Raw genomic sequence first — 21637 nt, 5'->3', positions numbered from 1 at the left:
GCATGAATCATCCTCAAACATTAACAAAAATATCATTCAACCCGATTGTCGATATGCAATTCAAAGGGTTGCACTGGATTGAAGCGTCGGCAGGGACAGGCAAAACCTTTACTTTATCCAGTTTGATGGTACGGATTTTTCTCGGCGCTTATCTGCCGAATCAGGTGATTGCGACCACGTTTACCCGTAAAGCTGCCGCAGAGCTCAAAAATCGTATTCGGCTACGCTTGCTTGAAACCTTACGTTATTTTGAAGGCTGTCAATCACTCACTGAAGCTGAAATTCAAGCCAAAATTACAGGCGAAACGGATCCTTTATTGCAAAAGGTTTTACAGGACTATGCTACGCGCGTGGATTATGCGCGTGAGCGTTTAAAATTAGTGCTTGATCAGCTGGATGAGTTATTTGTCGGCACACTGGACAGTTTTAGTCAAAAGTTATTGCGTGAGTTTTCCTTTGAAAGTGGCAAAATTGAACGTGCTGATATTACCGATGATGCTAAGCGTTATACCCAGCAATTAATTCACGATGTCCTACGTGAATGGATTCAACTGCAACCGCAAAATGTTGTCGATTATTTGCTGCTTAATCAAAAACTAAAATCACAAGATGCCTATATCCCTGTGGTGGAAAATACGCTGAACTTTGCTTCGGCACAGTTTCAGGAAGTCACACCTCCTACATTGGATTTAATGCAGTTTGAACAATTGGTTAATGATTTTGTGCAGTTGGATTTAACTCTGATTGCAACTTTAAGTGAATATTATCAGCCAGAAGGGCAACATCATGCGGTGATTGGTAAAAAATGGCGGACTGATGGCTTAATGCAACGAACGCTATGTCAGGATTTACCTGCTTTTATTCAGGCTTTGGCTGAGCAAGGCAGCTATGCTTTATTTGCGCCGCATTTCGAAAAAACACTGAAAAATCTAACCGATCTTGCGACTAAAAAAGTCTTAAATAAATGTGCTGAAGATGTGCTCAATCAGTTTGATCAGCATGTGCTGATACAAAGCTTACGTCGCTTTTGTGAAGCGTTGTCCAAACTCAGTGTAGATTTGGATGTATTGGATGCGTATTTAAAATTTTATTTAAGCCGCGAAGTGAAAAAACGCTTACCGCAAGTGCTGCAACAAAAAAGTGAAACCACGTTTGCACAGCAAATTCGTACCTTGTCGGAAGCTTTGCAAGGTGAACAAGGTTTGCGTTTCGCCAAGTTTGTACAAGCACATTATCCACTGATTCTGGTGGATGAATTTCAAGATACCAACCAAGATCAAGACGATATATTGGCGCGAATCTGGCGCGATGCCAAGCGCTATAGCCAAAGTTGCATGATTATGGTCGGTGATCCCAAACAAGCGATTTATGGCTTTCGCGGTGGCGACATGCTGACCTATAACAAAGCGCGTGCCGATGTACTGAGTAAGCAAGGTCAAGAATACAGCCTCAGGCATAATCATCGTTCTGTGAAAGTCTTGGTAGAAGCGGTTGATGCACTGTTTCAACGGCAAATGGATTTTGGTGAAGAGGTGATTTACAGTCCCGTTGCAGCCGGTGTTCGTCCACATCCACCGCTTATTGATGCGCACGGTGAAAATCATCAACCACTACGTTGGCTGTTATTAAATGATAAAAAAGATGAACCCATTCAAGTGGCATGGAAAATCCGTGATTTATTGAATCAGGGGATTGAAGAAACGCTTTATCTGGCAGAACAGAGCAACCCACGATATTTAATTGAAAATGACATCGCCATTTTATCGAAAAACCACGATGGTTTAGACAAAGCTCAATATGAATTGGAACGTTTAGGTATTCGGGTCAATCGCCCTTCAAAACGCAGTGTATTTGATCATCAAGTCGCCAAAGATGTCGGCGCTTTGCTCAGCGCAATTATGCATCCTTACGATGAGGCTAAAATTAAACGGGCTTTATTAAGTCGATTGTTGGGTTTTAATTTACAACAATTAATGCAGCTTGAAGCGCAGGCCGATGGCTTAAGTCAGTTTATTTATGACTTTGACTGCATCCGTGAAATGTGGCTAGAAAAAGGCTTTTTAACGGCTTGGCAATATGCTTTGAATTTATTCCACGTTTGGAAAAATGTGGTGGCAACACAAAGCCGAGATAATGAACGTACTGTGGTGAATTTACGCCATTTGACCGAATTGCTCAGTCAGCACAGCGAACAATATCAAGGTGCGCAAAAGCTCTATCATTGGTATTTAAAACAACTGCAATCGCCAGCAGAACGTGAGTGGGAACTGGAACGTAAACTGTCCAATGAGGCAGGCATTCAGTTAATGACCATCCATCAGTCTAAGGGATTGGAATTTAAAATTGTTTTTCTACTTGGGGCCGATAAAGATTTCAGGGAAATGAATAAGACGCTGAATTTTTCCACCGTAGAGTATGTTCATCCCGTGACGGGGAAAGTGGAACTGCAACGTGTGGTGGCGGTGAATGATAAAAATTTATTGGATCAAAATGCGATTGATCAGCACAATGCACGTGCTGTCGCAGAGCAGCATCGACTTTGGTATGTGGCACTGACCCGAGCAAGCCACCGTGTCTATGCACTATTACAAGATCAAGAAGGTAAATCAGTCAATGGCTTGGCGTTTTGGCGTGGACAAGCCTTTGTTCATGCTAGTAGTGCCGATGAAGCCTTGCTGACGGATAAGCCTATTCAGTTACAGATTAAACAAGCACAACCCTTACGACCTTTACAGGCATTGAAATTTCCAACGCAGCGTTTTTATCCACGCTCCAAAACCAGTTTTAGTGCCTTGGCACAACATTTAACGCGTAAACAAGTTATGGACATTTTTGCTGTTCAGACTGAAAAAATGCTCAGTGCGGCAGATGAAATTCATCGCATTGATGCCATTGCAACGACTTCAAGCCAACCGCTGTCATGGATTAAACGTCAGTTTCCCATGGGAACGGTTGCAGGAACCTTCCTGCATGAAATTTTTGAACATATTGATTTTAAAGATCCGCAAGATTGGGCTTTGGAGATTCGCCGCCGTTTTAAAAATGATTATCCAAGTTTATGGATAGAACTTTTGGCAAAATATGAGCAAGAATTTCAGCAAGCAGACGAAGAGCAGTTGATTGCTTGGATGAGTGAATGGTTGCAGCAGGTTTTAGCGACGCCCTTACATCAAACCTTTCAACTTAATCAGCTGACCGAACATGAACATTTAGCCGAATTTCCTTTTTATCTCTCATTGTCAGATCATGTGTTAGCGATTCAACGAATTCATCAGCTCTATGCAGAATATGGCATTGAAATGCTTGATTTTAATCCAGCAAATTCTGCGCGCTATTTAACAGGATCGATAGACTTGGTTTATTTTGATGGTCAGCAATATCACATTGCCGATTATAAAAGTAATTTTTTAGGTACAGATCAAATCCATTATTCTGCAACGGCAATTCAGCAAAGTATGTCGCAAGCCAGTTATTGGTTGCAGGCAGGCTTATATCTGGTGGCTTTACATCGTTATTTAACGCTACAAATGCAAGATTATGAGATTGAAAAGCATTTGGGCGGCGCGAGTTATTTGTATTTGCGCGGCATGAATGGACAAGCAGAGCAAGGCTACTATCACTGGAAACCAGATACCGAATTTGTGCTGCGACTTGATGCTATTTTGGGCTATTTTGCTGAAGATAAAAGCAGCAAAATTGTTTAGTTGATCGAAATTAACAGTGTTTAAACAATAAATTAAGCTGTGGGTAACTTTGAGGATAACTGTGTGGAAAATAAACAATACAAAGCGAGTCAAAGCACTGAATGGATCAGCACTTGGAGTCGGTTTATTCGCCAGAAGCCCTTGAGTCATGCACCACAGCACGAAAATAGCAGTGACATTATTGAGCAAGTTTTTGAGGCAATTCAACAGGGTGACAGTTGTATTTCTGCAAGTTCGGAACAAGCCGAGACTTTAAATGATCTGGTGGTTTCAGCTGCCCATATTGGGCAACAGATTGCACCGTTTGTTTTTGATGGTCAGCGCTTGTATCTGTATCGTTACTGGGCTTTGGAACAGTCTTTGGCACAGCAGGTGGCACGCTTAAAACAGCAAAAAATAGCAGCTGTTGATATCTCGGCTTATCCTCATTTATTGACTGATGAACATCAAATCCAAGCTTTAACCATGGTCGCCCAGCATGGATTAAATATTATTACCGGTGGGCCGGGGACGGGGAAAACTTATACTTTGGCACGGATTATTGCCGTGCTGAATCAAGCGATGCCCAATATTCGTATTGCGATGGCGGCGCCCACAGGAAAAGCTGCACAGCGGATGAAAGAAGCGCTGCAAAACTCTTTAAATGATGAAAAACTTCAGGATTTGGTGACAGATGAGTTAAAACAACTCAATCCGATTACCATTCATCGTTTATTGGGTTTAGGCAGCAATGCTCAGCCGCGTTTTCATGCCCAACAACCGTTGCCTTACGATGTGATTGTGATTGATGAAGCGTCGATGTTGGATTTGAGTTTGGCAACAATGCTGTTGTCTGCTGTACTTGAGCATGCCCGCTTGATTTTATTGGGCGACGCGGATCAATTGGCCGCGGTCGATGTCGGCTCAGTGCTTGCCGATTTACAACAAGTTCCAGCGTTGGCAGAAAATCGGGTGAATTTGCTTAACAGTCGTCGCTTTAAGCAAGGCGCGTTGATTGGGCAAATGGCTCAATTTATTCAGGCGCAACAGCCGAGCCAAAACACTGCTGCATTGCTCGAAAAATTTGCCGAGCAAGTGGTTCATCCAAGTGAAATAAAAGCCATCGTGCTCACTGCTGAAATGGAAGATCAGATTCAACTGGAATATTTGCCAAAAAATAGCGCGAAGCCAGTGGATTGGCTGCCGTATTACGACAAATTGATACTGGGTTATCAGCATTATATTGAGCTGTTAAAAAGCTATTTAACCGCCGATGAGCCAGAACTTTACATCGCAGAAGTGGTCAAAGTTTTTGATGATTATCGCATTTTGACCGCGATGCGACATGGTGCTTTAGGTTTGGCACAGCTCAATATCCAAATCGAACAACGCCTACTTGAAGCCTTAGCACGACAGATGACTAAGCAAGGGGATTGGTATGTCGGACGACCAGTGATGATGACTTATAATGATTACCAACTCGGTTTGTCGAATGGTGATATTGGGATTTGCTTTAAGCGTAGTCGAGATGGTCAGTCACAATTCGAAGTGTATTTTCCCAGTTTAGAAAAATGGGTGCCTGCGACTCGCTTACCGAAAAGTATTGAAACTGCATTTGTACTGACGATTCATAAATCACAAGGTTCCGAATTTACACATGTTGCTGTGGTGCTTGATGAGGCTGCGAAAAATTTATTGAGTAAAGAACTACTTTATACCGCCATTACACGCGCGAAAAAGGTGGTCAGCTTATTTGTAGACCCCGATGCTTTACTACAATCTTTGACTGTTCGGACCTCAAGAAAGAGTGGTCTATTAGATAAAATTAATAATTTACTAAACTGTTAATTAAAAATAAATAATACTTACTTTTGTACGAAATTGCTTACAGTAATTCGAGCGATTAGCGCATGGAGCTTTAGGAGCGTTTTTGAGATGATGGCTTCACATAAAAAGCTCAACACGGATAGTTGGGTATAATCGCCATAACATAATAATAATGTCTTCAGACAGCGAACTTACAGTGAAGTAAGATAAAGAGGAAACTTACAGCCGCTAAGCCTTGTAGTTTTGGGAGAGACTACAAGGCTTTTTTATATCTAAAAAATAGCTGTCATCCAAAGACTTGCTTAATCTGAGACACGCAATTCAAGCACTTTAGAACTTATCGGTAGCTTGGGAGAGCACTGTTTTTATAGTCAGTCGATATTGATGTCGAGCTTAACCCTGATGTTTAAATCACAGTAACAGATTGCTCGGTTTACATGATGAAAAAAAGATTAACCAATGTACGTAAATGCTTACACGGAGATACGAAAAAGTCGACTTCTTTACATAAGGCTTTATGGCAAAATATGTCACATAAGGACGTAATAAGTTAACACATGGATTGTTTATTATAAAAAACGCGGAATAGCGAATATGATGACTATAAATAAAACAACAAGAACTAAAATATAAGAAACTACAGCGCAAAAAAAGCCCAAGCCTAGCTTGGGCTTTTTTTTATATGCCAAGTTTAAGTATTTAAACTAAGTCTGCTTCATGACGATCTGTTGCAAATAATGAACGACGTTGGTTTTTCGAAATTTTTGGACAGTTGGTTGAAATTTGATAGAGCATTTTTGCGAGCATAGGTAAATGTGTACCCACCACAGATTTGCCTGTGGTTAATAGCGATACACTAATATCACGTTCTGGATCTGCCCAACATAAAATATTTGAAAAACCGATATGTCCAAAAGCTTGTCCCGTCATTGGTCCAAATAAACCGATAGGATTACTGCCGAGCATTGGACCTAAGGCATAACGCATGGGGGCTAATAATGTTCGATCTAAGCTGATACCTGACGTTGGTAAGGTTGAGCGAAATACTGTTTGGGCACTCATAATTTGTTTACCTTGGTATTCACCACCACTCAACAGCATTTCAAAGAAACGCCCCACTTGCTCAGCACTGGTATAAATATTTCCAGCAGGGCAAATGGTGTCCATAAAACGGGGATCATTGGTGACATCTACGGCAAGCTGTAAGCCACCACCCAAGACATGATTGAGATAATGGTCTGTACCTAAACTTGGATGCATGCCTGTCGCATAATTTAAAGCCACATCTGCACGATACTCAGCTTTTAAACCATAGTTGAAATAATCTAAGCCCATCGGTTTTTCAATCTGTTCATGCAAAAATTGTCGAACACTTTGTCCAGTTACGCGCTGAACAATTTCACCTAAAATATAGCCTGCGGTGACGGCATGATACGCAAGGTGATTACCCGATGGCGAAACAGGTTTGGCTGCATACAGAAGTTTTAAAACTCGTTCTTGGTCAAAAAGCAGCTCAGGGGTGACTTCGCTGTCAATGCGAGGAATACCACCGCGATGAGAGAGTAAGTGGAAAATGGTGGCACGACGTTTACCATTTACACCATATTCAGGAATATAGTAGCTAATCGGATCGAGTAAATTCAGATCACCCCGTTCATCCAGCATATGGATCAACATTGCAGTAATCATTTTAGATGCTGAAAATAAACAGATCGGTGTATCGGGTGTAGCAATCTTGGCATCAGGCGCTAAGCCATCTGGCGAGTTACCTTGCGCATAACCAATGCTGCGATTTAAAAGTATTTTCCCCTGACGACGTAAACATAAAGTGGCTAAAGGATAATTTCCTGTTTGATAAAGAGCCTCGACACTGTTCCAAATTTTTTGAATTTGTTCTTCAGTCATTCCCCCCAATTCAGCTGCAACCTCATCTTTAGATCGAATCACTTGATTCAGGTCTTTTGGCACATAACAGGTATTTGTTGATAAAATTTTCACATTTCCTCGCAATATTTTTATTTTCTTTGCTCTTTGTTATAGATTGATAACAGACCAATGTTAGTTTGCCTATTTTATTTAATGCTGTCAGTTGCCGAATTGCCGACGAACTTAAATCATTTTTGCAATATAGCGATAGATCACTTAAAATAGGCGACTTGCTGTAGTGATGCACGGCAGTCAATTGAGTAATCAATTGATTTTTATCATACGTAATTTTTTTAAGCATCTCGGAGAAATCGAATGGCTTTAACAAACGCAGATCGCGCAGAGATCGTTGCTAAATTTGCTCGCGCTGAAAACGACACTGGTTCACCTGAAGTTCAAGTGGCTTTATTGACTGCTCAAATCAATGATTTGCAAGGTCACTTTAAAGATCACAAACACGACCATCATAGCCGTCGCGGTTTGATCCGTATGGTTAACCAACGTCGTAAGCTTCTTGATTACCTTAAAGGTAAAGATGCTACTCGTTACAGCGCATTGATCGCTGCTTTAGGTTTACGTCGTTAATTCGATTAAACTTATTTTTCGGACGATTGCATTTTGAATGCTGTCAGACTGAAAAAGAAAGTCTACCTAGCTTCGGCTAGGTATTGGGAAGGGGCGAATGTTTCGCTCCTTCTTTGTGTCTTAAATTGGTGTTTTTTTAAATCTGGTGAGGTCGGCTTCTAAGCTTTGTCATTTATAGTTACATGCGGTAATGTGAATGCCAAACCTTAGGGGTCTCCACTAGAATAAAATCAGGAAACAAAAATACATGTCGATGTTTAATATTATTCGTAAAGAATTCCAATATGGTCAACACACCGTTGTTTTAGAAACAGGTCGTGTTGCGCGTCAAGCAAATACTGTTGTAATTACTATGGGCGGCGTAACTGTACTGGTTGCGATTGTTGCTCAACCAAAAGCAAAAGCAGGTCAAGACTTCTTCCCGCTAACTGTTAACTACCAAGAAAAACAATATGCTGCTGGTCGTATCCCAGGTGGTTATGGCAAACGTGAAGGCCGTCAGTCTGAAGCTGAAACTTTAATTTCACGTTTAATTGACCGTCCAATTCGTCCATTATTCCCAGAAGGTTTCTATAACGAAATCCAAGTCACAGCAACGGTTATTTCTTCTGATAAAACCATGGATGCTGACATTGCTGCAATGTTGGGTACTTCAGCTGCAATGTCAATTGCGGGTGTTCCATTCCGTGGTCCAATCGCTGGTGCACGTGTTGGTTTAATCAACGGTGAATACATTCTTAACCCGAACCAAGAACAATTAAAAGAATCTGATCTTGATCTTGTGGTTGCAGGTACTGAAGCTGCGGTATTGATGGTTGAATCTGAAGCGAAAGAGCTTTCAGAAGACCAAATGCTTGGCGCTGTACTTTTCGGTCATGACGAAATGCAAATCGCCATTCAAGCGATTAAAGAATTTGCTGCTGCTACGGGTGCGGTTGAATCAACTTGGGTTGCGCCAAGCAAAAACGAAGCGCTTCTTGGTCAATTGAAAGATGCATTCGAAGCAAAAATTTCTGAAGCTTATACCATTGCAGTGAAACAAGACCGTTATGCGGCACTTGATGCACTTTATGCAGAAGCGGTTGCTCAATTCGTTCCAGAAAATGACGAAGCGGGTATTGCGGAAGAAGTGAACGAACTCTTTGAAGACTTAAAATACCGTACAGTTCGTGACAATATCTTGTCTGGTAAACCACGTATTGATGGTCGTGACACCAAAACTGTTCGTGGTATTGACGTTCAAGTCGGTGTATTGGGTCGTGCACACGGTTCAGCATTGTTCACACGTGGTGAAACTCAAGCATTGGTTACAACGACTTTGGGTAACACACGTGATGCATTGATGGTGGATACATTGTCAGGTACAAAAACTGACAACTTCATGTTGCATTACAACTTCCCTGCATACTCTGTAGGTGAAACAGGTCGTGAGTCTGGTCCTAAACGTCGTGAAATTGGTCACGGTCGTTTGGCGCGTCGTGGTGTTCAAGCGGTACTTCCACCTGCTGATCGCTTCCCGTACGTAATTCGTATCGTATCGGATATTACTGAATCGAACGGTTCATCTTCAATGGCTTCTGTATGTGGTGCTTCATTATCCCTTATGGATGCAGGTGTTCCATTGAAAGCACCAGTTGCCGGTATTGCAATGGGTCTAGTGAAAGAAGGCGAGCGTTTCGCAGTTCTTTCTGACATCTTAGGTGACGAAGATCACTTAGGTGACATGGACTTTAAAGTAGCGGGTTCTGCAAACGGTATTACTGCGCTTCAAATGGATATCAAGATTGAAGGTATCACTGAAGAAATCATGGAAGCTGCATTGAACCAAGCGTATGCGGGTCGTATGCACATCCTCAATGAAATGAACCAAGTGATTTCACGTGCTCGTCCTGAAATTTCAATGCATGCGCCAACATTCCAAGTGATCAACATCAACCCTGATAAGATCCGTGATGTAATCGGTAAAGGCGGCGCAACGATTCGTGCCATTACTGAAGAAACTAAAGCGGCGATTGATATTGAAGATAACGGTACAGTTCGCGTGTTTGGTGAAACTAAAGCTGCTGCTGCTGCTGCGGTTGCAAAAATCCAAGCATTAACTGCTGAAATTGAACCAGGTACAATTTACGTAGGTAAAGTGATTCGTATCGTTGAATTTGGTGCGTTTGTGAATATCATGCCAGGTACTGACGGTTTACTTCACATTTCGCAAATTTCTAACGAACGTATTGCCAATGTTGCAGACGTATTGAAAGAAGGCCAAGAAGTGAGAGTACAAGTTGCTGACGTTGATAACCGTGGTCGTATCAAGTTAACAATGAAAGACATCGAACAAGTATAATTGTTCCTTGTTTAAAAAAAGCCCGCCTCATGCGGGCTTTTTTAAATTGAAATGAAGTCAGTATGAAGAAACAAAGCTTTATCTTATTGCTTAAGTTTTCTACTCAGCACATAATTTTACAACGGATAGATTGTAAGTTTTAGCTGAATATCTATCGAGTAAACAACAAAAAAGCACAATAGAGAATTGTTTTAATGCAAGTTTATTATTTTTATCAGCATCCAACAGAACATCATATTTTTGTACAAAAAGAGCCAAATAACGAAGCCGAGCTTGAGTTTTTATGGGTCGATTGCACACGAGATGATGTGGTGAATCGTGCAGATGCATGGCAAAAAGAAATTTATGCGCATACCGATATTGCACTTAATGAATTCCATGTTAAAGATATTCTGAATTTAGAACATCCTTGTGTCTTTGATACCATGGATGATTATGACTTACTTATTTTTCGTAAACTCATCACGCCAGATGATGAGATTAAAGCTGGTGAGCAAGCACTTGAGCAGCATGAAAAATTCTTTGGTTTAGCCACAACCCCCATTAGTTTCATGATTACCCCGCAAGTTTTGATTACGGTACGTGAGCAGGGTAATAGGGCAATTGAAAATTATATTTCAAGAATGGAAACAATACTTGCTCGTCCACTTTTAGAGCAGAATAAACCGCGAAAACTCGCGGTTACACCGTTAGATTTAGCGCTACGCTTATTGAATAGTATGGTCGATGGTTATTTAGATTTACGTGTGCCATTGACCCGTCGGGTTGAATTTTGGCAGCAAGAATTATTGCAAGGTCACCGTCGGTTTAGCAAATGGAATCAGCTGTTACAAGAGAATATGGCGTTTCAACAAGTCGAAAACCTTTGTGAAGAGCAAATTGATACTTTACAAGAATTGCGCGATGAAATTGTAGATAACTACCCACATTTAAAAGGTAAGAAAAAGCCTGAAAGACAGGATGTGATGTTGATTCGTATGGATGATTTGGTGAGTCATATTGAGCGAATTCAAAAACATACGGTTCGTCTTCGCGCTGCTGTTCAAGCAGCAATGGACTTACACTTTTCAGCAATTGCCAATCAAACCAATGAAAATATGCGGATTCTTGCCATTATTACCGCAGTATTTGCCCCCCTTACTTTACTAACAGGGATCTATGGGATGAACTTTGAATTTATTCCTGGATTAAAGTCTCCAATTGGTTTTTTGAGTATGTTGCTGGTCATGTTTATCACCACGCTATTGTTAGTCTATTATTTCTATCGTAGACACTTAGTTGGGCGTGGTGAAAAGAGCGTGATTGATATGTTGGCCCAACAGCATAAAGATCAGCATATTAATTTGTTGTGGTTTTTAGATTATGAACCGATTAAGCAATCCGTTAAAGAAACGATAAAGGAAGTCGAAAAGTTGACCAAGCTTAAATAGCAGTTCGCTTTTGATCAAAAGGAATCTTATTTTTAAGCACAACAATACAACGTTGACTTAAACTAAAAATTAAATGGACTGACCTAGGCTTAGAGCTTAAGAAAAATTACCTGCTTGAGCATTTTTCGTCAGTATTTTATAGATTTCATCTTTCATTTTTAGTTTTTTACGCTTCATTGACTCAATATCATCATTAATTAAATTAACTGGATTGAGTTCAAGCTGGATGATTTCTTTATCCAATTCTTGATGACTCTCAAATATTTTTGCAAAATGAGGGTCATCATGACGGAGTTTATGGATCAAATCCTGATGTTCAGGAAACATTCGTTTAATCTTTTTATTGCATTCTTTCGTTTTCATAAGCCTAGATTATTCTCTCAGAGTTCATTTATGATAGAAATATCAACCTCATATGGGGCGATATAGGGCAATACGATTCGGTTTTAAAGCATCAGGTTAAGAGTCTTTTACATTCATGTGTTTAACTTGCTGACGCAATTGTTGTACTTCATCAATTAAGTCAAGCATCATGGCGACTGCAGAAAAGCTGGCATCAAAGTCACGTTGTAAACGGTAAGCTCGACGTGCACGAGAAATATCATCACCAAAAAACTGATGAATTCGTTCTTCTGGACGTGTATCTAAAATATCGTATTCTAAAAGTTGTAAAACCCATTCAGGACTCTGTCCACAGGCATCAGCAAAATGCTTTAAATCAAAACTATGATGCTCATCGATGACTTCGGCATGATTGAATCCATCACAAATAATTTCACGATAATGAATAGTGGTCATGATTCTCTCCTTAAGCATTACGAGGCTTAAATGTTGAAAAGGCTTCCGCGAAAGCTTGATAAGCCTGCTGTTCATGTTCAGTTTGCGCAGTTGGATACACAATATTTAAAACCAAAAATAGATGACCGGGTGTTTTACTTGGTATTCCTTTGTCTTTTAACCGTAACTGTTGACCTGTTTTTGCATTTTTAGGTAAATTTACTTGAACTTTACTTCCTTCAGGGGTCATGATTTCAATGCTTTGACCTAATGCTGCCTCCCACGGTGCAACATTAATGGTGTAATAAATATCAGCACCTTCGACTCGAATTTGCTCGGTGTCTTTATAGTGAATTTCAATATAAAGGTCGCCATTTTTACCGCCATTGATCCCGCTTTGACCTTGTCCTGCCAGACGAATTTGTTGACCTTCCTTCATGCCTTTAGGGATTTTGACTTTTAATGTTTTACGTTGAACTTCTGCTTCTCCATAAGCATTCAACGTTGGAATTTGTAAGGTAATATTTTGGGTTGAGCCATGGAAAGCAATGTCAACATCGACCTCTATATTGGCATGTTGGTCTTCACCTTTATAGCTACGTTGTTGCTGCCTGTGTTGATTTTGATAGTGATGATTTCCTCCACCAAAGCCTGAACCGAAACGTCCAAAAAGATCTTCAAAACCACTAAAATTTGAATGCTGCTGTTGGTCAGAGCCTTGACGATAAAATTGTGTATGGTCAAAACCATCCGTGCCTGTATGTTGATCAGATTGATAAAAGGCTTCTGGATGATCTAACTGAAAATCGTATTCAGTTTTTTTCTGTTCATGACTTAAAGTGTCATAAGCCACATTAATGGCTTGCATGTTCTCCTCGGCATTCGCTTCTTTGCTTATATCGGGATGGTATTTTCGAGCTAATTTTCGATAAGCTTTCTTGATTTGGTCTGGGGTGGCATTACGCGTAATACCCAGAATTTCATAATAATTTTTAGTCATAAAATAGGAAGCTAAAACTGGTTATGTTTTAATCATTATTATGCTATTTCATAAAATTGAAATAGTGTAGATCTGTACCTTATTGTTTCAAATTATGACAAAAAAAAGACTCCTGAAAAGGGGTCTTTTAAAATCATAAATAAAATCAATATTTAATCCACGTTACACTACGCCCAATCACTGAAACACCGACATACCCCCGTAGATTTAAATGTTTGCCACTTGCGCTGAGACGTGCCTTACCTTTATAGATTTTGCCTCCAATCGGGTCAAGCACTCGACCATGATTAAATTCACGCGGATTATCTGGGTTTTGTTTAAAGCCCCAAATAAAAGGTAAACCTAAAAATGCTTTGTCTTTTAAATTACCAGGACAATTGGTACAAGTCAGCATTTTTTCTGTGCCAGGTACACTGCGCGTTGCCACAATGACACCTTCATAAGTGCCATCTGGTTTTTTACTAATTTCGACATCTGCACGAGAATAACCCGTACGGTCATCTACAGTTTTCCATTTGCCGACTAAAGGATCATTTATGTTAGCAGCAAAACTAAAGGAAGAAAGTGTTGCGAATATAACGCTTGCAAGAATACCTTGATATAAATTCTTCATTAATGTCCCCTTAAAATGAAATATTTTATAGTTTTAGAGTAAAGCGCCTAATTTATAGCGATAAACCTTGTGGAAATCAAATAAGAAAAAGCAAAATATTTGACAAAAACAATTAATTATGTTTGATTGGTGGGGTTTTGAAAGCTTGAATCTTAAAAAAAGCCTAAAAATGACTTTTGATTGAGTTGTTCAGGAGGCTGATCTTTTTATCTGCGGATTATTTCAGTTCATGTTGATGGTTTAAGTCCGTTGAACTTAAAACAAGATTGAGTTTAATTTTTTGTATAAAAAAAAGAGTAGCTGTATCGCCACTCTTTTTTAACCGACTGAGCTTACATTAGCTGAGATGTTTACCAAATAAGCCAAAAGCTTCTTCCGCAGTAAAGCTATAGCGGGTGCTACAGAATTGGCAGTCCATGGTAATTGGATTTTGAAATTCGAGGGTTTCACGTACCGCTTCAACGCCAATTTGAATTAGAGCATTGGCACAACGGTCTTTAGAACAAGTACACCCAAATTTTAATTCCTCAACGTCAGGTAAACGGACATCTTCTTCATTATACAAACGATAGAGAATTTCTGTGGCATCGAGCTTGGTCAGTTCTTCAGGTTTTAAGGTTTCAGTCAACATGGTCAGGCGAGGCCATAGGTCTTCATCGACACGTTGCTGCTCTTCTTCACTATTTCGTGGTAACAGTTGAATGAGTAAACCACCTGAACATTCTGCGGTACTGGCTAACATGATTTTGGTTGGAATTTGTACAGATAAATCGTAATACTGCATCAAACAACCCGCTAAGGTGTCGTATTCAAGTGCAATGATGCCTTGATAGCGTTCACCAAATTCAGGTTCAATGTTAATAAAAAGGACAGGATTGACCAGTGCTTTGAAAACGGTGCTGCTGTTTTCTGCCTGTAAGAAGCGAGAATCTTCTTCATAATCTGCTGATGCACGCAACTCACCTAAATGATTACATTCCGCCATCGCCCATTTGAATGTGCCAGCTGCTTGAATTTGAAGGCTAATACGACCTTTAATTTTAAGGGTACTGGCAAGTAATGCGGTGGCACTCAGCATTTCGCCCAACAGGACTTGAATGGCTTGAGGATAATCACGTTGGGCAAGAATTGTTTGTAATACTTTTTCCAAATGGACCACTTCACCGCGAATTGGGCAATTTTCAATATAAAAGCGTTGACGTAATTCAGACATAAATTTCTCCAATAGCCCGTGTTAATGGTGTCTACATTGTAAAACACAAGCTAGTTACTATCATCTCGTGTGACATCAATACGCGGATGCGCTAAGTCGCGTTGTAAATTGACGCCAGTAGGTTCTTGACGAATTTGAGCATCACTTTCAAATAAGTGTTCTAGCTCTGCTAAAGCATTACGATGGGTTTCATAGACCTTTTGTTCATCGGTATAAATACGTTGTTGCTGAATTAATAACTTTTCATCGTAATCACGGAACAATTCAATACTTTTATACGCATCTTCTTCACTAATATCCAATTCACGCAAGGCACGATAGGCCATACCAAGCGATGATAAGTAGGTTTCACGCCAAATCTGTTCGACACCTAAATCACGCAGTAAATGGACATGATGACGATCACGGGCACGTACCAACAGTTTCAGATTCGGATAATTTAAACGAATATGCCGTGCCACGTTCATGGAGTCTTCAATATCATCAATGGCTAACACAAAAACTTTAGCATGTTGAATACCCGCAGAGCGTAAAATATCGGGTTGTGTGGCATCTCCATAGTATAACGTACCACCATACTGACGCACGAAATCAACTTTTTCTAAATTGCTGTCAATGGCGGTAAAGGATTGATGTTGTAGGTGGGCAATACGCGCAATGATTTGTCCAAAACGTCCAAATCCAGCAATAATCATCGGGTTGTGAATATTTGGAATTTCGTCATAGACAGGGGCTTTTTCTTTATCAAGTACAGGAATAATCCATGTGCTGATCAGCCAATACAGCATGGGCGTGAGCACCATTGACAGTGTCACGATAAGGGTTATCGGTTCCAAAATGGCTTGGCTAATGACTTTTTCACTACTTGCGACTTTCAGAACCACAAAGGCAAACTCACCCCCCTGAGATAAGCAGGTCGCAAGCAGCAAACTGTTGCGCCATGAATATTTTAAATAACGGGCAATGGCAGTGAGGGTTATGCTTTTCACCAATATTAAAATAAATGCCCCACCAATAATCAACCACGGCATATCGACCAAGAGTGACAATTGTGTGGTCATCCCCACGGTCATAAAGAAGAGACCGAGTAAAAGTCCTTTAAAGGGCGCAATACTGGCTTCCAATTCATGTCGAAATTCTGAGTCTGCCAGTAACACGCCTGTTAAGAATGCACCCAAAGTAGTACTAATACCGAGTACATCCATCAGCACTACAACGCCCAAGACAATAAATAGACCTACAGCCGTAATTAATTCATGTGCACCGCTTTTAGCGACAAAGCGAAAAAAGGGCCGCATCATATAACGGCTAAATAAAAATAAACCGCTAAAAGTGGCAATAATTGCGGCGAAATAGGCAATACCGTGATGGGTCGATTCATTGCCTGCTAAGAGGGGAATAATTGCCAGCAGGGGAATGGCAGCAATATCCTGAAATAGGAGTACAGAAAAAGACTGTTGCCCAAAGGTGGTGTTGAGTTGTTGTTTTTCGGCCAGTAGTTGCAAAACAAAAGCCGTCGATGACAGCGCGAGTGCAGTACCAATGACAAAACTTGCAGCAATGTTTTGTTGTAAGGCAAAAAAGACAACGATAGCAAGAATAATGCCAGTCATGCCGACTTGTAAGCTACCCATCAAAAAGATGGATTTACGCATTTCCCAAAGCCGTTGTGGTCGCAGTTCTAGCCCAATAATGAACATTAACAGAATTACGCCAAATTCAGCCAACTCTTGGATGGATTCAGGGTCACTAGCAATATTGAATACACTGGGACCCAGCAAAATGCCTGTAAACAAATAACCGAGTACGGTGGCAATTCCGAAGCGTTTGGCCAACGGAACCAAGAGTAAGGACGCACCAAGGAAAATCGTAATTTGTAACAGTAGCGACATCAGCCTGTCCTAGAATTTATTTTAGTGCCAAAAAAATTAAGCCAAAGGTGAACTTTAACTTAGCTTAATTCCTGAGGGTCTATATCTAAGGTAAGTTTCATGGTTGAGGGCTTTTGATGCAACATATTTTGCCACCAAGCCCGAATATAAAAATGTAATCTCGCCCGATCTTGCGATAGCAGTACCATATGTGCTTGATAACGTCCCGCTTTGCGTTCCATTGGCGCTGGAATGGGTCCCCAAATATCAATCAGGTTTTCTGAAACCTGTCTTAAGGCTTGGGCATGTTGTTCTAAGAAGGCTTGGTTTTGTTCCTGATTTTTCGACTCACAACGAATCAGTGCTGCATACCGAAACGGGGGGAGTAAAGCTGCACGACGTTCTTTTAAGGTTTGTTTGGCAAAATGATAATAATTTTCTTGGATTAATGTCGTGAGTAAAGGGTGGTCAGGTCTGAGCGTTTGTAAATAGACCTCACCTTTGCGTTCCCCGCGACCTGCACGCCCTGCCACTTGAACAATCAGTTGCGCTGTGCGTTCTGTGGCGCGAAAATCGACACTAAATAAGCCTGAATCAATATCTAAAATGGCCACTAAAGTTACGTAAGGAAAGTGGTGTCCTTTTGCCAACATTTGTGTGCCAAGCAAAATAATCGGTTCACTTTTTTGAATTTTGTCATAAATTTTTTGCCAGCTCCCCACCCGACTGGTGGAATCGCGGTCAACTCGTATCACGTCAAATTTGGGAAATAACTGTTGTAAATGTTCTTCAACCTTGGCCGTTCCCAGACCAATCGATTTGAGTTCGGTATGCTGACACTGTGGACAATGATCTGGCATGCGATGAATCGTGCCGCAATGGTGACAATGTAAATGCTGATACGGTTGACGATGTACGGTGAAATTGGCATCACAATGTGGGCACTTTGCCTGCCATGCACAACTTTCACAAATCAACACGGGCGCATAACCCCGTCGGTTTAAAAACACCAAGACTTGTTCTTTTTTATCGAGGCGTTTTTGTATTTCATCAAGCAGGCTTTGGCTAATGCCATTTTGCTTTTGAGCAACTTTCAGATCAATCAGATGAATTTTCGGCATGAGTGCCACACCTGCACGCTGACTCAGTTCTAAACGGGTCATTTTGCCTGCATCCACCAGTGCATAACTGTCGATGCTTGGGGTGGCTGAACCTAAAATAATCGGACAACTTTCTAAATGCGCACGATACATTGCGACATCACGGGCGTGATAGCGAAAACCTTCTTGTTGTTTAAAGGACAGATCATGTTCTTCATCTAAAATGATTAAACCTAAATTGGGCAGCGGTGTATAAATGGCAGAACGGGTGCCCAAAATAATAGAGGCTTTGCCTGTTTGCGCGGCTTGCCATGCTTGTAAGCGTTTGGTGTCATTCAGCCCTGAATGGAGTAACACAATATTGCTATGAAAACGTGATTGAAAGCGGCTAATGGTTTGTGGCGTTAAACCAATTTCAGGCACCAACACCAACACTTGTTTGCCTTGTTTCAAAACATCTTGCATGATCTGCAAATACACTTCAGTTTTGCCACTACCCGTTAAGCCATCGAGTAAAAAGGCTTGATATTTTTTCTGTGCCTTGAGCACGTGTTGAATGGCTTTCTTTTGCTCTTCATTGGCGGTTAAGGGCATTTGCGCCAGTGTGACAGGCTGTGGGCTGAAATCTTGCTTTTCTAAAACACATTCCACAATGGCTTTTTTTTCTAAAGCTTTTAGTGTGGCTGTTTCAATACCAGCCAAATTTAAAATATTTTCTGTGGTTCCTGTTGGATGCAATTTGAGTATTTTATAAGCTTCTTGTTGTTTTTCCGAACGGGTCACTTTTGCTTCGGCATGCAAGTCTAAAACATTCCACATACGTGCCAATAAATTATACGGTTTACCTTGGCGTAAAAAAGTTGGTAAGGCACTTTGGAAGACTTCACCAATTGGAAATTGATAATATTGCGCTGACCATGTCAATAAACTTAAACTTTTCTGATCTAAAATAGCGTGCTCATCGAGCAGTTCGGTAATGGCTTTGAGTTTAAAACGGGGGTCAATCGGGGTGTCTGGTGTTAATTTTTCCACAATAATCCCGACCAGATTTTGTCGTCCAAACGACACAGCAACACGTGCACCGACTTGGGCCTGTTGGTACTGTTGGGCACTTAGGCTGTAATCAAAGCAGTCATAGACATGTACAGATACAGCAACACGAATGCGATAAATATTGGATGGAGTCGATGTTGTATTTGGCATAAATAAGGGTCAAATCGTCCTAATCAAATTTCGTCGTGCTCAAGATCGAGTTATGTTAGAGTGAGCAAATCATTTATGTCTCAGAATATGAATGATTTTGGTGGTCAGACGCAACAGCGCTGAAGCAAATTTTGGAAAATTAGAGCATTACAATGCCTGCATATCAATTTACTGCCATTGATGCTTCAGGGAAGCAGCAAAAAGGCGTGTTAGAAGGCGATTCCGCGCGTCAAATTCGTCAACAGCTCAGAGACAAATCCCTCATTCCTGTGACGGTTGATCCTGTTGAGCAAAAAGATAAGCATCGCTCAGAACGATGGTTGCAGAAAAAAGTCACCGCTTATGATTTGGCCTTATTTACCCGTCAACTTTCAGTTTTGGTTGCCGCTGCGATTCCTTTAGAAGAAGCACTGCGTGCCGTGGGTAAACAAAGTGAAAAAGTACATGTGCAAAACTTGTTGATGTCGGTACGCTCAAAAGTTATGGAAGGGCATTCACTTGCCAATGCTTTGCAGCAAGCAGGGCGGTTACCCGATTTATATATTGCCACCATTGCTGCGGGTGAGCGTTCAGGGCATCTTGATTTAATTCTAGATCAATTATCAGATTACACCGAAAACCGTTTTGCCATGCAAAAGAAAGTGCAGGGTGCGATGATTTATCCGATTATTCTGATGCTAATGTCTTTTGCGATTGTGATGGGGCTGATGACCTACGTGGTGCCAGACATTGTCAAAACTTTTGATCAAAGTAAAGATGCACTGCCTTGGATTACGATTGCTTTAATGAAAGCCAGCGATTTTATTCGGGTGGCATGGCCCTTTTTGCTTGTCGCAGGTGTGGCGGGTTTTATTACATTAGTTCGGTTTTTAAGAACTTCGGCTGGGCATTATGCTTTTGATCGTTTAACACTCAAATTGCCATTATTTGGTAAATTATCACGTGGTATAAATGCTGCACGTTTTGCCAGTACCTTATCGATTTTGACCAAGTCTGGTGTACCGTTGGTAGACGCGCTTAAAATTGGCGCAGCGGTCAGTAATAACTGGGTGATTCGTGATTCTGTCAATTTAGCGGCAGAGAAAGTGACAGAAGGCGGCAACCTTGCAACGCAACTGGAGCGTAGTGGTTATTTCCCCCCGATGATGGTACAAATGATCAAAAGTGGTGAAGCCTCGGGCGAACTGGATCGTATGCTCGAGCGAGCTTCAAGCATGCAAGATCGTGAAGTCACCACCTTAATTTCAACTTTACTGGCACTGCTTGAACCATTAATGTTGGTGGTGATGGCGAGTATTGTTTTGGTGATTGTAATCGCGGTGATGTTGCCGATTGTAAATATGAATAATATGATTTAACCCATTTTATAAAGATAAAGATTTTTGCGAGAGAGTTATATGCAAGCTAAAAAATATCAAGCGAAGCAATCAGGCTTTACCCTCATTGAAGTAATGGTGGTGATTGTGATTTTAGGGGTGTTGGCTGCACTGATTGTACCGAATGTCATGGGGCGTGGTGAGAAAGCCAAAGTGGATACCTCTGCCATTACTTTAAAAGGCGTTGCAGGTGCTTTAGATCAATATAAGCTTGATAATGGTAAGTATCCTTCGATGCAAGATGGTGGTTTAGATGCTTTAGTCAATCAACCTGCTTCTGCAAAAAACTGGATGCAAGGTGGTTATGTGAAAGGCGGCTATCCAAAAGACAGCTGGGATAATGATATTCAATATGTGATTCCAGGTGCCGAAGGTCGTGCCTTTGATTTGTATTCTTTTGGCGCAGATGGTAAAGAAGGCGGCGAAGGTACAGATACTGATATTTATTATCAGCCTTAACTGAGAATCATTATTTTATTGTATTTATGAAATAAATCACTTCACTTGATCTGATGGTTCAATACAAAGTGAAGTGATAATAAATCTTAATTAATGAGTATATATTAAGATGTTGAATTTTATACAGATAATATAATATTGCTATTTGGTAGTTATAATAAGAATTATTCCCATATTTAATAGTTACAATAATGATGAAGTGTGAAGAAAAATAGCCTTTTTATTTATAAAAA

Annotated in this window: 15 protein-coding genes; 7 read left to right on the top strand and 8 right to left on the bottom strand. The window is 40.7% G+C overall.

Features of this window, described 5'->3' with window-relative positions; all coding sequences use genetic code 11:
- Nucleotides 1-2 precede the first annotated feature (2 nt).
- Nucleotides 3-3704: a UvrD-helicase domain-containing protein gene (locus B9T30_RS04240; RefSeq protein ID WP_086183915.1), complete on the top strand. Its 3702-nt coding sequence runs from the start codon at nt 3-5 to the stop codon at nt 3702-3704.
- Nucleotides 3705-3767: 63 nt separating this feature from the next.
- Nucleotides 3768-5531, top strand: a complete 1764-nt coding sequence (gene recD / locus B9T30_RS04235; protein WP_086183914.1) for an exodeoxyribonuclease V subunit alpha — start codon at nt 3768-3770, stop codon at nt 5529-5531.
- 678 nt (nt 5532-6209) lie between these two features.
- Here recD and B9T30_RS04230 read toward each other — a convergent pair.
- Nucleotides 6210-7508 (bottom strand): serine hydrolase domain-containing protein, encoded by a 1299-nt coding sequence (locus B9T30_RS04230; RefSeq protein ID WP_086183913.1) that lies wholly within the window; start codon nt 7506-7508, stop codon nt 6210-6212.
- A gap of 243 nt (nt 7509-7751) precedes the next feature.
- Between B9T30_RS04230 and rpsO the strand changes: the two genes are divergently transcribed.
- The 3 genes from rpsO to B9T30_RS04215 all read left to right on the top strand — a co-directional run bounded on the left by rpsO (nt 7752) and on the right by B9T30_RS04215 (nt 11792).
- Nucleotides 7752-8021, top strand: a complete 270-nt coding sequence (gene rpsO, locus B9T30_RS04225; protein WP_086183912.1) for a 30S ribosomal protein S15 — start codon at nt 7752-7754, stop codon at nt 8019-8021.
- 253 nt (nt 8022-8274) lie between these two features.
- Nucleotides 8275-10362, top strand: a complete 2088-nt coding sequence (pnp, locus tag B9T30_RS04220; RefSeq protein ID WP_171264123.1) for a polyribonucleotide nucleotidyltransferase — start codon at nt 8275-8277, stop codon at nt 10360-10362.
- A gap of 194 nt (nt 10363-10556) precedes the next feature.
- Complete coding sequence (locus B9T30_RS04215) at nt 10557-11792, top strand: magnesium transporter CorA family protein (protein ID WP_086183910.1); 1236 nt, start codon at nt 10557-10559, stop codon at nt 11790-11792.
- Nucleotides 11793-11888: 96 nt separating this feature from the next.
- On the opposite strand, the gene B9T30_RS04210 is transcribed toward B9T30_RS04215, so the two are convergent.
- From B9T30_RS04210 to B9T30_RS04180, 7 genes are all read right to left on the bottom strand, one after another.
- Complete coding sequence (locus B9T30_RS04210) at nt 11889-12155, bottom strand: YdcH family protein (protein WP_086183909.1); 267 nt, start codon at nt 12153-12155, stop codon at nt 11889-11891.
- 96 nt (nt 12156-12251) lie between these two features.
- The gene (locus B9T30_RS04205) at nt 12252-12590 is read right to left on the bottom strand and encodes a chaperone modulator CbpM (RefSeq protein ID WP_086183908.1); all 339 of its coding nucleotides are present in this window, start codon (nt 12588-12590) and stop codon (nt 12252-12254) included.
- A 10-nt stretch (nt 12591-12600) separates the two neighbouring features.
- Nucleotides 12601-13569: a DnaJ C-terminal domain-containing protein gene (locus B9T30_RS04200; RefSeq protein WP_086183907.1), complete on the bottom strand. Its 969-nt coding sequence runs from the start codon at nt 13567-13569 to the stop codon at nt 12601-12603.
- A 145-nt stretch (nt 13570-13714) separates the two neighbouring features.
- Complete coding sequence (locus B9T30_RS04195) at nt 13715-14182, bottom strand: DUF2147 domain-containing protein (protein WP_086183906.1); 468 nt, start codon at nt 14180-14182, stop codon at nt 13715-13717.
- Nucleotides 14183-14519: 337 nt separating this feature from the next.
- The gene (locus B9T30_RS04190) at nt 14520-15395 is read right to left on the bottom strand and encodes an Hsp33 family molecular chaperone HslO (protein WP_086183905.1); all 876 of its coding nucleotides are present in this window, start codon (nt 15393-15395) and stop codon (nt 14520-14522) included.
- Nucleotides 15396-15445: 50 nt separating this feature from the next.
- On the bottom strand, nt 15446-17287 hold the full coding sequence (locus tag B9T30_RS04185) for a monovalent cation:proton antiporter-2 (CPA2) family protein (RefSeq protein ID WP_086183904.1): 1842 nt from the start codon (nt 17285-17287) through the stop codon (nt 15446-15448).
- 59 nt (nt 17288-17346) lie between these two features.
- Nucleotides 17347-19569 (bottom strand): primosomal protein N', encoded by a 2223-nt coding sequence (locus B9T30_RS04180; protein WP_086183903.1) that lies wholly within the window; start codon nt 19567-19569, stop codon nt 17347-17349.
- 152 nt (nt 19570-19721) lie between these two features.
- Here B9T30_RS04180 and gspF point away from each other — a divergent pair, with 152 nt between their 5' ends.
- Both gspF and gspG read left to right on the top strand, forming a co-directional pair.
- Entirely contained in the window at nt 19722-20927 is a 1206-nt protein-coding gene (gene gspF, locus B9T30_RS04175) for a type II secretion system inner membrane protein GspF (protein WP_086183902.1), read from the top strand.
- 39 nt (nt 20928-20966) lie between these two features.
- On the top strand, nt 20967-21404 hold the full coding sequence (gene gspG, locus B9T30_RS04170; protein WP_004649983.1) for a type II secretion system major pseudopilin GspG: 438 nt from the start codon (nt 20967-20969) through the stop codon (nt 21402-21404).
- Nucleotides 21405-21637 lie beyond the last annotated feature (233 nt).

The organism is Acinetobacter sp. ANC 4973 (assembly GCF_002135275.1).
Lineage (GTDB): Bacteria > Pseudomonadota > Gammaproteobacteria > Pseudomonadales > Moraxellaceae > Acinetobacter > Acinetobacter kyonggiensis.
Note: the sequence above shows the minus strand (reverse complement) of the source record. Positions and strands in the feature narration are given on the sequence as shown.